Source organism: Actinoplanes sp. NPDC021490 (genome assembly GCF_055562135.1).
Map to the genome: position 1 here is coordinate 142,407 of NZ_JBVHFW010000009.1, position 12,721 is coordinate 155,127.

Genomic DNA, 12,721 nt, shown 5'->3' on the forward strand with positions numbered 1-12,721 from the left:
GAAGCATGTCCATCAAGGACCGATGGCCGGGCACGTCGCAGTTCTACCCGAAGAATCTCACCGCCTTGTTGATCGACGTGGACGGCGAGGTCGTCGAGTACGGGCATCTCGCCCGGCAGCGTTGGCTGGAGCTGTCGCAGGACGGAGCGCACGACGAGTACACGTACGTCAGCGGCTTCAAGATGGCGCTCAAGCCCGACTCCTATCAGGGCATGACACCGCCCGGCCTCGGCGCCCGCGCGATCGGATCGCCACGGGAGGCCTACCCGCTGGTCGTCGCCTACCTGCGGTACATGTACGGCATCGCGATGGAGTCGATCGGTGGCAGCGGCTACCTCGATGACCAGGTGCGCTGGTGTATCACGGTTCCGGCCATCTGGGACGAGCAGGAAAAGCAGCTGATGCGCGACGCGGCCGAGGAAGCCGGTCTGCCCAAGGACCCGGACCGCCTCCTGCTGGCGATCGAGCCCGAGGCGGCCGCGCTGCACTGCCTGATTCATCTGACCCGGGTGCTGGGCACGCAGAACGACGTCGACATCACCGCCGACAACCAGCGATTCACGGTGGTGGACTGCGGCGGCGGCACCGTCGACATCACGTCTTACCGCGTCAACCGGGCCGGCGCCGACAACCGGCCACGGCTGGCCCAGATCGCCCGTGCCGCCGGCGGGAAGCTCGGCTCCGAATACATCAATCAGTTTTTCATCGACGAGGTGCTGGCCGATCGATTCGGCGGGCAGGAAGTCATTGATCGAATCCGCGAAGAATTTCCTCATGCGCTCGGCGAGATGGTCGACGCCTGGGAGAACTACAAGGTCAGAGCCGGGTCCAGCATCGGACCTGACGGAGAGCCGGTGTTCGAGCGGCCCGTCGTGGTGACGATTCCCGGCGAGATCAAGGATCTGCTCAGCGACGAAGTCAAGCAGCGACTGGCCGGCATGCCCGGCGGTTCACACAAGGTCGCCGTGCAGCCCGAAGAGTGCCGACGCCTGTTCGACTCCGTGGTGATCAGCATCATCGAGCTGGTCGAGGACCAGATTCAGGAAGTCCGGCGCACGGACGGCCCGGCTGCGACGCCGGAGCGGCTGCTACTGGTGGGCGGGCTGTCCGGGTCACCGTACCTTCAGCTCCGGCTACAGAAGCATTTCGGTGCCGGTGCGACGCTGATGGTCCCGGGCGATACCGCGGGCGCCGTACTTCTCGGGGCGACCCACTACTGCTACGACCCGTCGGTGATCCGGTCACGACTCGCCCGGTACACGTATGGCTGCAACGTGGCGTTGCCTTTCCGTCCCGGTGTGGATTCACAGTCGAAACGAATCCTCGACCACAAGGGGACCGCCTATTGCCGCGGCCGGTTCCACGTCTTCATCCGTAACGGCGATTCGGCCGAGCTGCACGACACGGTCAACCATTCGTTCGCCCCGTTCGAGCCGGATCAAACCAGTGTCAGCTTCGTCTTCTATCGGACGGAACCTCGGGATCCGGTCTACATCGATGATTCTGGGGTCGAGTCGATCGGCAGCCTCACCATCGAGCTCGGCGACGCCATGAGGCTGCCCGTCGAGCAGCGCAGCGTCCGGGTCATGTTCCGCTTCGGCAACGCCGAGATCGAGGTCGAAGCCGTCAACGAGCACACCGGTGAACAGATGAACTGTGCGCTGCGATTCGACTCCTCCTATTGATCAACCTCGCGAACGGATCGAAAGTGACGGAACAGGAAATGAAATTCTGGGACGCCCTCATTTTGCTGGCGCCTGGCGCCAAAGACGCAAAGAACGAGATCGATCAACTGAGGTCGGACATTGACGATCTCCGTAGTCAACTCGATGCGGCGACCAAGGAGTACCGGGCATTCCGGGACCATGTGCTCGAAGTGCTCACCGATCCGGCTCTGTCCGAAACGACGCGCCGGCGGACCGGTCTGGAGCATCTGCTCGCCCGGCACGAACAGCGTCTCGACAACTTGGGCAAGCAAATGACCCGGCAGCGCACCGACCTGGTGTCCGCCGACCACTTGAAGCATCAAGAGATCGTGCCCTGGCTGGACGACTTCATCCAGCAGCGGATGTACCTGGTAGCCACGGACCTGGGGCGCACCGACCGCGAGCAGGCAGAGGTCATGTGTCACCTGACCCGCGTCCTTTTCGACCGGGTCTTCGAAGTCCATACAGACGAGCAACTGGTGAGTGAGTTGCGAAAGGCTCATGTTCCGATCAACCCCGCCGATTTCGGGCGCCTACGCACCGAGGCGGCCAACCTCAAGGGGCATGCGGCGGCCACTCGGCACGGCCACGACTGGATGCTCGAATGCGAGACCGGCAAGCCCGCCGACGAGGTGTATCAGCAGCTCTGGTACGGCGCCGACAAGACCGGCGTGGTGACTATGGTGGCCGGGCCCGGTTATCGCGTGGGCGACAAGATCTATAGCAAGCAGTATGTCTTCACCGAGCGCGTACCCGATCAGTCCGACGGCCGGCATTCCAATGACACCGTTGTTCGGCAGCGGTCGAAGCGAACCAAGACCGATTCGCATTTGCGCGACGAGAAAACCGTCAGCCATCAGGCCGAGGAATGAGCGGAAAGGGGCCGTTCGGGCGGCTGCTGCAGCGCCTCGATGAACGGGCCGTCGAATCGGCGGCGCGGCTGGGCGCGGACGCGATCAGGGAGGCGGAACGCACCGGGACGCCGCCCGCGCGGGCCCAGGCGGCTCAGGTTCTCATGGCGGCGGAACTGGCGAGCGGGCCGCTTCAGGATCAGCTGCTGATGCAGTTCGCCCAGATCATGTCCCTGCGGTTCGAGGCGGGACGCGCGCGGGCGGACCTCGACGGGGCGATTGCCGCGGTCGGCCGGGTGCGGGACCCCAGCCCGGCGAACGTGCTGTTCGGGGCGGATCTGCGGGTTCAGCGCTTCATGCTCGTCTGGTCCGCCGGTGACCTCGAGGACGCCGACACGGCGTACGGGAAAGCGCTCGACATGCTCGACGACGAGGATGTCGCACGGCGGCAGCTCGTCCTGGAGTCGCGGGCCGTGGGCCGGCTCATGCGGCACCGCGTGGACAACGACCCGGCCGCGCTGCTGCGGGCACGCGAGCTTACGGAGGCCGCGATCGCGCTGGGGTCGCCTCCGGCCGAACTACGCCTCACCTACGCACGGATCCTGCTGGCCACCTACCAGGCGGTCAGGGACCTCGAGGCGCTGGGGCAGGCGTCCGAGTTGCTCGCCGGCCTGCGCTCCGAGCTTGCCCCGGACCATTTCCACTACGCCTCGGTGCACGCCCTGCACGCCGAGGTGCTGGCGCTGCGGCACTACGAACGGAGTACGCCGGCCCTTCTGGCGGACGCCGTCGACGCCGCCCGGATCGCTGTCGCCGCCAGCCGGCCGGCCGATGGTTTCGCGGTGAACCTCGCCCTCGTCGCGCTGCACGACGGGCGGCCGGAGCTGCTGGACGAGGCGGCCGGCGCGCTGCGGACCATGCTGGCGGCCGTCGAGCCGGACTCCATCGACTGGCCGCCCGCCGTGGGCAACCTGATCGAGGTTCTGCGCCGGCGGCATGACCTCCGTCCGACCGGGACAAGCCTCGACGAGGCGATCGATTGGGGCCGGCGCGCGCTGGCCGTGCTTGCCCCCGGCCATCCCGGGCGTCCCCACGTGGCTACCAACCTGGCCGGAGCGCTGCAGACGCGGAACCGGCTGCACGGCGACACGGCTGCCTTGCTGGAGGCGCAGAAGCTGGTACGGGAGGCGGCCGGCCAGCTCGCCGAGGGCCACTTCCAGCACCTGCCGGCCGCCGCGGCGGCGGCCTATGCGCGGGCGGAGCAGTTCTTCGCCGCTGGGGACCGGGAGTCCCTGGCCCGCGCCCGGGAGGTCCTCGACGACCTGCTGTCCCGGGTGCCGCGGGAGTCGCCGCTGCGAGCCAACCTGCTGACCAACCTGGCCATGCTCGCCGGCCACACCCCGGGGGCGGTCGACCTCGCCGTCCGCTACGCCACCGAGGCGGTCGAGCTGACGTCCGGGGATGATCAGGCCCGGCCGACCCGGCTGCAGACCCTCGGCAACGTGCTGCGGCTGCGGCACTTGCGCGATGGTGGCGCTGACGATCTGGCCCGGTCCGTGGCTCTGCTGCGGCAGGCGCACCGGCTGGCGCCGGCCGGCGACCCGCGCCGCGCGCTGATCGGCATCGATCTGGGCCGGTCGCTCGCGGCGCAGGCCAGGACATCGGGGCGGCTCTTGCCGGCGGTGCGGCTCTTCCAGGAGGGCGCCGCGGCCACGACCATCCCGGCCGGCAAGCGGGTGGAGGCGGCGGCAGCCTGGGGAACCTACAGCGCGCTCGATGACGACTGGGGCGGGGCGGTGGCCGGATTCCGGGCGGCGCTGGACCTGCTGCCGGCGACCATCCCGCTGTCGCTGGACCGGTCGGCGCAGAAGAACGCGCTGCTCAAGATGGGGACGATCGCCTCGGACACGGCGGCGGTGCTGCTCGAGCACGGCGAGCGCAGCCGCACGGACACCACGGCGGATGCCCTCGCCGCGCTGGAGCAGGGACGGACCCTGCTGCTCAGCCGCGATCTGTCGTACCACCAGGGCGCCGCGCGCCTGCGGGAGCGGCACCCGCGTCTGTTCGCCCAGCTCGAGGAGGCCCGGGCGGCGCTGAACGGGAACGCCCCGGATGTGGGGGCGGCCGCGCGGTGGGAGGCGCTGCTGGGAGAGATCCGCCGCCGGCGCGGCTTCCGGCGGTTCATGCTGCCACCCGACCAGGAGGAACTGCGTGCGGCGGCGCCGGCCGGAACCGTCGTGGTGGTCAACGTCAGCCGGTTCCGGTGCGACGCTCTGCTGGTCAACGGGGATCGGATCACCGCCGTGCCGCTGCCCGGCCTCGACTCCGACGAGGCCGAGGAGCATGCCGAGGCCGTACGGGAACCTCGCGACGAACATCTGCGCGAGCTGCTGCCGTGGCTGTGGCGTACGGTGGCCGACCCGGTTCTGAAGGCGCTGCCCGGGAACGTGTCGGATCGTCTGTGGTGGATGCCGACCGGTCCGCTGAGCGCGCTGCCGCTGCACGCGGCGATGTCGGAGGACGGGCGGTCGTCGGTGATGGCCCGGTTCGTCAGCTCGTACGTTCCCAGCCTGCGCCTGCTGGCCGCGGAGACCAAGCCGGGTGCCCAGCCGGTGACGAACGTGGTGGTCGCGCCGGACGTTCCCGGCCTGCCCCGGTTGCCCGCCGCGGACGACGAAGCCACCGTGGTCGCCGAGCACTTCCCGGGCGCGGGCGTCAGCCGCTATCCGGAACCGGCCGAGGCGTTGCGGCTCGTACGGACATCCAGCTGGTTGCATCTGGCCTGTCACGCCGCCCCGCAGCCGGGGGTGATGCCGGAATGGACATTGGTGCTGGGCGAGGGTTCGTTACTGGGGGTAGGAGACGTGGCCCGGGCCGGCGCGACCGGCGGCGAGCTCGTGTTCCTGTCGGCGTGCGAGACCGCGGTGGGCGATCCCGGGCTCGCCGACGAGTCGCTGACCCTGGCCGGCGCCTTCCAAGCGGCCGGGTATCGGCATGTGATCGCCACGCTGTGGACGGTGCGTGACCGAGTGGTGTTACGGCTGGTCCGCGACTTCTACGACGGCCTGCCGCCGGACGCCGCCGAGGGCTCGGCGCGGGCGCTGCACGAGGCGGTGATCAAGACACGGCAGCGCCATCCGGATCATCCCACCACGTGGGCCCAGTTCGTCCACGTGGGACCGTAGCTTTCTTCCGGCGGCCAGCGACCGATGAGCAGGTCGCCTGCTCATCGGTCGGCGGTCGGTCAGGAGCTGATCGCGTCGATCAGGTCGCCGACGGGGCGGTCGGGCAGGGCCCGGGCCACATCCGCGACCGCAACGATGCCGACGAGCTTGTGCCCGTCGATCACCGGCAGGCGGCGGACCTTGTGCTCGGCCATGGTCCGCAGGATCTCGGTGGTGTCGTCGTCGGCGCCGATGGTCACCGGCTTGCCCTGGGCCAGTTCGCCCGCGGTGACCTCCCGCGGGTCGCGGCCCTGAGCGATCGCGCGCGTGACGATGTCGCGGTCGGTGAGCATGCCCTTGAGCCGGTCGTCGGCCCCGCAGATCGGCAGGGACCCGACATTCAGGTCGTTCATCTTGCGCGCGGCGTCGGCCAGGGACTCGTTCTCGCCGACGCAGGTCGCATCCGGTGTCATGATCTCGCGAGCGGTGGTCATGATGGTTCTCCCCTTCTGCTGGCTACCAGTCGGGTACCCCGCGTGACCGGAACCAACCCGGGCGGGCCGGTCAGTCCACAAGCGCTACATAGAGCGGCGAGCCGAGCAGCACCCGCTCGCCTTCCGGGCCCGGCTCGTCCATCAGGCGTTTGGCGATGAACTCCATGTTCTGCGCCGGCCCGCGCAGGGCCCCGGTCGCCGCGCGTACGGCCTCGGGCGCCTCCGTCGCGTCGACGTGGCTGATCCCCTCGAGCAGCGACGGCAGCATCGACCGGCCGACCGGGAGCACCTGCTGCTCGGGGCCGGGCGGCGCCCCGAAGACGTGGGCGCGGGACCCGCCGAGGCCGAGCACGGTGCGGCCGATGCGACCGCCGAAGTAGACCATCGGGAAGCCGTCGGCGCCCACGGTCGGCCCCCAGCGCAGCGGCATCAGCCCCCAGAAGAACTGGCCCGGCGCCTCGACCGTGCCGAGGTCGCCGAAGTCTTCGAGATAACGCACGACCCGCTCGAGCCGGGCCGTGCGTTCGGCGCCCGCCAGCGTCTCGCCGCCGCGCTTGGCCGTCAGGAACTGGAGCCCGAGACCGACCTCGGTCGTGTGCTTGCGCAGGGCGCCCGGCTCGATCTGCTGCAGCAGCATCTCGACCTTGGCATCGCTGATGTACACGAAGTACCGGAACGACATCGATCCCCCTCGACGGCGGCCTCGAGTATCCCATCCCGTGTCGACCGGCCCGGCCCGGGCGTCGACCGTGGTCGGCGCCCGGGCCTCGGCTCAGTCCATCGCCATGTAGAGGCGGCGGCCGGCCGGGCGGTAGCCGATCCGTTCGTAGACCCGCCAGGAGTCGTCCCCGGACGCTTCCAGCCAGGCGACGTCCGCGCCCGCGGCGAACAGACGGCCGGTGACGGCCGCGGTGATCGCTCCGGCGAGGCCCCGGCGGCGGTGGGCCGGGCGAACGGCGATGCCCGCCACCTCGCTGACTCCCTCGTACGGGGTCACGGCCGTGCCACCTCCGGCGCAGGTGCCGTCGCCGTCGCCGTCGCCGTCAACTTTGCCGTCGCCTTTGCCGTCGCAGTCGCTTTCGCCGTTGCCTTCGCCGGAGACGGCCATGACCGCCACCCCGCCGCGGGTCTGCAGGCGCCGGAGCCGGTCGACGTCCGCCTCGGAGGCCGTCGGCTGGCCGCCGAAGGCCTCGTTCTGCGCGGCCACCATGGCCGCGCGTTGCTGGTCCGACACCGGCTCCTGCAGGTGAAAGCCGTCCGGGGTGGGTGGCATCGCGAGCGTCGCGGTCGTGCTGACCAGGTAGCCGTGCCGTTCTTCGACGTGGAAGCCGGCCGCCGTGAGCAGGGCTTCGAGACCGGGTGCGCAGTTGACGACGTATTCCAGGCGCGGCCGGCGACCGGCGTCCCGGAACGCCGCCACCAGGGCGGTGACGTCGGCTTCGGTCACGGAGGCGCCGGGACGCGGCGTGGCGTAGTTGATGTGCGGGCTGTCCGTGCCGGGATCGAGGCCGAGGACGAACGGCCCGGACTCGGCCGCGGCGGGCCGGGCGGACAGGTTGGCGACGACGGACAGCTGGATACGAGCATCCAAGTTCACGAGGAAACCTCTGAGCATGAGAAGAGACGTTCGCGGACGAAGAGACGTCGGGCCGCGCAACGGACGATCCGGCCTCCGGTCGACCGGTGGCAGTGCGGATCTCTCAGGCGGCCAATGGGCGCACTGAGAACACAGGCGTCATTCCCTCATGCAGAGCGCCACGCGGACTGCGTGAACCCCAGCAGATTGCCACCGTGATCCATCCCTGGCAACGGACTTTGGCACATCCACCGGGCCCACGGGAGAGAACACTGTGGACGTTGGCCACGGGGAGGAGTTGGCGATGTCACGAGTGTTCGAGGCGCCCGGAGGGCCGCCCGGCCCGGCCCGGATCATCGACCTGTACTGCGGTTTCATGCTTTCCAAGACGGTGTTCGCGGCCGTGGAGTTCGGGATCTTCGAGGCGGCCGGGCCGGAACCGGCGACCCCGGCGCAGCTGGCCGACCGGTGCGGGATCCCGGAACGCAGCGCGCGGGCCATCGCCGATCTGCTGGCCGACTCGGGGCTGCTCGTCCGGGACGGCGGCGGGTTCCGCAACGCTCTGGACGCCGAGGCATTCCTGAGCGGGCGCGGGCCGGCCGATCTGCGGACCATGGCCCGCTACTGGGAAACGGTGAGCTATCCGGCCTGGACCGATGCGGTGCGGGCGTTCCGGACCCGGGAAGGGGTTTGGCCGGTGCTCGACAAGGACCAGACCGAGGCGTACGAGTCGACGGTTGCCCTGGTCACCGCCGAGACGGCGGCCGACCTGGCCCGCACGTACGACTTCTCCCGGCACCGGAGGCTGCTCGACGTCGGCGGCGGCTACGGCACCTTCGTCAAGCCGATCCTGGCCACGTACGGGAATCTGCAGGCGACGCTGGTCGACCTGCCCGAGGTGGCCGGCGCCGTCGAGGGCCACGAGCGGCTGACCACGGTGGGGGCCGACGTGTTCGAGTCGGCGCTGCCCGAAGGACACGACGTCATTCTGGTGGCCAACCTCGTGCACCTGCTGCCGCCGGACCGGATCACCGAACTGTTCCGGCGGTTGCGCGCGGTCGCCCCGCCGGACGCCACCCTGCTGCTGGTCGACTGGTGGCGGGCCGAGCTGGCGCCGCATCCGTCGGCCCGGTTCGGCGCCGGGGAGTTCCTGGTCATCAGCGGCGGCGACCTCTATCAGGTGGACGAGGTGGCGGCTGGCTGGGTGACACCGGCTGGCGTTTCACCGGCCTCACCGCCCTGCCCCCGCCGTCGGGGGTCATCGAGGCCGTGCCGGACTGAGCGGTTCGACGGCGTACCAGTCGAAGGCGGCCGTGTCACGGGTGACATAGAGGCCGATCACCCGGCCGGTGAACCCGGTGGCCACCTCGGTCGACAGATAGCGGCCGTCCAGTTCGGCCATCGGTGGTCCGCCGGCGACCCGGAAGGCGATCATGTCCGGCGCCTGCAGCGTCTCGGCGGTGCGGGTCTCGACGACCAGGTCGATCGGGCCGGGCGGCACCGGCTGCTCGGCCACGACCTGGCGCAACGGGCCGATGCGGGCGATCACCCGGGCCTGTCCACCGGTGACTTCCAGGTCGTAGTGGTGGGCCTCGTCCAGGCGTACGGAGAGACCGGCGCACGCCGTACCGGGGTCGAGCCGGGCCGTGACACGCATGTCATGGTGCTGCTGCCGCCGGCCCACGAACGTGCAGCCGGGCCGGTCGAGCGTGTCACCGGTGGCGTGCAGGGTCAGCCAGCCCGGCCGGTCGGTGAGCGACCACGAGTCGTCCGGCCGCCACCGCGGCGAGATCCACTGCGGGGCCAGGACCTCGGTGTCGAAGTCGTCGCGCACGGCGGCCGGGGCCGGGCCACCGGGCGTCCCGACCTCGCCGACCCGGGGCCAGCCGTCGACCCAGTCCACCCGGGCCAGGAACGACTCGCGGCCGAGCACGTGAAAGGCGGGCGTCTTGCCGCGGGGACGCGTGGCCAGCAGCACCATCCACCAGTCGCCGGCGGGATCCCGTACGAGATCGGCATGTCCGGTGCTCTGGATGGGCCGATCGGTGCTGCGGTGCGTCACGATCGGGTTGCCGGGGGCCGGCTCGAACGGGCCCCGGGGCGAGCGCGCCCGGGCGATGGCCACGGTGTGCCCGCGCTCGGTGCCACCCTCGGCGATCATCAGGTACCACCACTCGCCGATGCGGTAGAGATGCGGCGCCTCCGGATATTGCAGGCCGGTGCCCGCCCACGCCGGGAAGGGACCCTCGAGCACCTGGCCGGTGACCGGGTCGATGCGCGCGATCCGGGTGCCGGAGACCGCGCACCAGCAGTTGCCGTCGTCGTCCCAGGCCAGGTCGGGGTCGATGCCAGGCAGGTCGACCCAGACCGGGTCGCTCCACGGGCCCTCGGGCCGCTCGGCCGAGACGATGAAGTTGCCGCCGCCGGACGTGTTGGTCGTGATGATCCAGAAGCGGCCGTCGTGGTGGCGGATGGCCGGGGCGTAGATGCCGCCGGACGCCTCGGTGTCCGCGGGCAGCGGCAGCTGGGGCGGGCGGTCGAGGACGTTGCCGATCTGCCGCCAGTGCACCAGGTCGCGGCTGTGGAACAGGGGCAGGCCCGGGAAGTATTCGAAACTGGAGCAGACCAGGTAGTAGTCCTCCCCCACCCGGCAGACGCTGGGATCGGGGTGGAAGCCCGGCAGGATCGGCTCACCCATCAGACGGCGCCGAGCCGGTCGCGCAGGAACTGCAGGGCGCGCTCCTCGTCGAGGATCGCGCCGCCCTCGTGGCCGTTGAACTCCCAGACCTCGATCTCCTTGTCACCCCCGTACTCGTGGAAGGCCCCGAAAACGGTGGACGGCGGGCAGACGGTGTCGCGCAGCGCGGCCGAGAACAGGGCCGGGGCCGTCGCGCGGGAGGCGAAGTTCACGCCGTCGAAGAACGCCAGCGTGCGGCGCACCTCCTCGACCTCGGTGCGGTGCACGACCAGATAATCGATGATTTCCCGGTACGGGTACGACTCGGTGACCTGCAGCGCGCGCGGGAAGTCGGACAGGAACGGCACGAAGGCGACCACCGCGGCCAGGTCGGAGCGCAGCCCCGCGACCGCGAGCGCGTTGCCCCCGCCCTGGCTGCCGCCGAGCACCGCGACCCGGGCGTTGTCGACCACGTCGAGGCTGCGGGCGGCGTCGACGGCGCGTACGGCGTCGGTGAACATGCGCCGGTAGTAGTAGGTGGCCGGGTCGAGGATGCCGCGGGTCATCACGCCCGGCACCTGCGGTTGCGAGGGCGCCTCGTCGGGTGTGACGCCGAGACTCCAGCCGGAACCCTGCCCGCGCGTGTCCATCTGCAGGTGTGCGAACCCGGCCGAGGCCCACAGCAGGTTCTCCAGCGCATGCCCGCGGCCGCCGCCGTACCCGACATACTGCACCACCGCGGGCAGCGGACCGGTGGCGCCGGCGGGCACCCGCAGCCAGGCCCGGACATCCTGGCCCGCGAAGCCCCGGAACGTGACGTCGTACGTGGAAACGGTCTTGAGGTTGGTCGTCACCTCGCGCAGGCGCACGTCGATGTCATGCTTGGCCGCCTCGGCGAGGGTCCCGGCCCAGAAGTCGTCGAATCCGTCGGGCGCGGTCTGGCTGCTGCGGTAGGTGGCGAGCTGGTCCCGGGAGAGGTCGGTAAGCAAGACGGGCCTTCCTTCTTCGATCATGGTCACCACGCTCGATCCTGACATGGCCGGCGGCGGGGCGGCGCCCTTCGGGGTGTGGCGGTCGTCTTAGCGGTGGGGTGGATTGGACAGCGCGGGGCGTCCTTTGCGTCGCGGCGGGCGGGCGTCTTCGCGTTGCGGCCGGCGGGCGGGGTCGTTAGCGTGCGGCCATGAGGGTGGCTGTGGTGGGAGGTGGGGTCGTCGGGCTGTCGGCGACGCTGGCGCTGGCCGAACGCGGGATCGACGTGACGTGTTACGAGCGGGGCGAGCCGATGGCCGAGCGGTCGGCCGGTGAGACGCGGATCTTCCGGTACGCGCACGCCTACCCCGACATGGTCGAGCTGGCCGCCGGGTCGCGCCGGCTGTTCGCGGGGTGGAGCGAACGGGCGGGCGGGCCACTGATCGGCGACGAGGGCACCGTGATCACCGGCGAGGCGGTCGAGGGGTGGTCCGCCGCCATGGCCGCGGCCGGCGTTCCGCACGACGTGGTCGACGAGCGTCCGGAGCGGCTGCGGCTGCCGGTCGGCCGGCTCGACGGACCGGCGCTGGTGGACCCGGCGGGCGGCGCGATCCGGGTCGACCAAGTCCGGGACTTCCTGGTGGACTCGGTGGGCGAACGCCTCCGCCGGGCCGCCGTCGACGGCATCGAAGAATCCTCCGGCCGGGTGCGGGTCTGGTCCGGGGCGGCGGAGGCGGACTCGTACGACGCGGCCGTGATCTGCGCGGGAGCCGGATCGGCGGCCCTGACCGCGGGGCTGGGCCTGGACGTTCCGGCCGAGCTCGAGCATCACGTGCGGTTCAGCTTTCCGGTGCGGCCCGGAGCGCCCGAGGCGATGCCGTGCTGGATCAACGGGACCAGCTACCAGCACATGGCCGCGCCCGGAACGTGGGCGATCGGAGCCGACATCGACCACGCCGCGGTGGCCTGGGAACTCGGGGCGGAGGCGGCGGAACGGAACTCCCGCGAGGCGGTCATCGACTACGTGACCCGGGAACTGCCGGCGATCGAGCCGCAGGTCGTGGGCCGGCTCTACTGCACGCACCACCCCGAGCTGAGCGACGGCTTGCACTTCCTGCGCCGGGGGGCGGTCCTGGCGACGTACGGGGAAAATCTGTTCAAATTCGCTCCGCTGCTCGGAAGCATGCTCGCCGAAGCGTGCGCCGACGGCACCACCCCGGCCAATGCCGGGCCGTCCCGATAGCTGACGCCGAGCTGTCCTGTTGCCGACGCGAGGCCGTCCCG

The 12,721-nt window shown here is 70.7% G+C and carries 9 protein-coding genes and 1 pseudogene; 5 read left to right on the forward strand and 5 right to left on the reverse strand.

The window, feature by feature from the left end:
- Positions 1 to 182 precede the first annotated feature (182 nt).
- Genes ACZ3I4_RS23885 through ACZ3I4_RS23895 form a run of 3 tightly spaced genes read left to right on the forward strand, consistent with a single transcriptional unit; the run spans position 183 to position 5,742 of the window.
- Complete coding sequence (locus ACZ3I4_RS23885; protein WP_465384215.1) at positions 183 to 1,685, forward strand: Hsp70 family protein; 1,503 nt, start codon at positions 183 to 185, stop codon at positions 1,683 to 1,685.
- Positions 1,686 to 1,708: 23 nt separating this feature from the next.
- Positions 1,709 to 2,578 carry a hypothetical protein gene (locus tag ACZ3I4_RS23890; protein WP_465384216.1) on the forward strand — a complete coding sequence of 290 codons (870 nt, stop codon included), beginning with the start codon at positions 1,709 to 1,711 and terminating at the stop codon, positions 2,576 to 2,578.
- Positions 2,575 to 5,742: a CHAT domain-containing protein gene (locus ACZ3I4_RS23895; RefSeq protein WP_465384217.1), complete on the forward strand. Its 3,168-nt coding sequence runs from the start codon at positions 2,575 to 2,577 to the stop codon at positions 5,740 to 5,742. The genes ACZ3I4_RS23890 and ACZ3I4_RS23895 overlap by 4 nt, the downstream gene beginning before the upstream one ends.
- A 59-nt stretch (positions 5,743 to 5,801) precedes the next feature.
- On the opposite strand, the gene ACZ3I4_RS23900 is transcribed toward ACZ3I4_RS23895, so the two are convergent.
- From ACZ3I4_RS23900 to ACZ3I4_RS23910, 3 genes are all read right to left on the reverse strand, one after another.
- Positions 5,802 to 6,215, reverse strand: a complete 414-nt coding sequence (locus tag ACZ3I4_RS23900) for a CBS domain-containing protein (RefSeq protein ID WP_465384218.1) — start codon at positions 6,213 to 6,215, stop codon at positions 5,802 to 5,804.
- 70 nt (positions 6,216 to 6,285) lie between these two features.
- Positions 6,286 to 6,897 carry a DUF7019 family protein gene (locus ACZ3I4_RS23905; protein ID WP_465384219.1) on the reverse strand — a complete coding sequence of 204 codons (612 nt, stop codon included), beginning with the start codon at positions 6,895 to 6,897 and terminating at the stop codon, positions 6,286 to 6,288.
- A gap of 90 nt (positions 6,898 to 6,987) precedes the next feature.
- A complete protein-coding gene (locus ACZ3I4_RS23910; protein ID WP_465384220.1) occupies positions 6,988 to 7,812 on the reverse strand; it encodes a GNAT family N-acetyltransferase in 825 nt (274 codons plus the stop codon).
- 283 nt (positions 7,813 to 8,095) lie between these two features.
- Here ACZ3I4_RS23910 and ACZ3I4_RS23915 point away from each other — a divergent pair.
- Positions 8,096 to 8,875, forward strand: a pseudogene (locus tag ACZ3I4_RS23915) (methyltransferase); the annotation flags it as partial.
- A 174-nt stretch (positions 8,876 to 9,049) separates the two neighbouring features.
- Here ACZ3I4_RS23915 and ACZ3I4_RS23920 read toward each other — a convergent pair.
- Positions 9,050 to 10,489, reverse strand: a complete 1,440-nt coding sequence (locus tag ACZ3I4_RS23920) for a glycoside hydrolase family 43 protein (RefSeq protein ID WP_465384221.1) — start codon at positions 10,487 to 10,489, stop codon at positions 9,050 to 9,052.
- Entirely contained in the window at positions 10,489 to 11,457 is a 969-nt protein-coding gene (locus tag ACZ3I4_RS23925) for an acetylxylan esterase (protein WP_465384222.1), read from the reverse strand. The genes ACZ3I4_RS23920 and ACZ3I4_RS23925 overlap by 1 nt, the downstream gene beginning before the upstream one ends.
- A 191-nt stretch (positions 11,458 to 11,648) precedes the next feature.
- Here ACZ3I4_RS23925 and ACZ3I4_RS23930 point away from each other — a divergent pair, with 191 nt between their 5' ends.
- Complete coding sequence (locus ACZ3I4_RS23930; protein WP_465384223.1) at positions 11,649 to 12,680, forward strand: NAD(P)/FAD-dependent oxidoreductase; 1,032 nt, start codon at positions 11,649 to 11,651, stop codon at positions 12,678 to 12,680.
- The last annotated feature ends 41 nt before the right edge of the window (positions 12,681 to 12,721 follow it).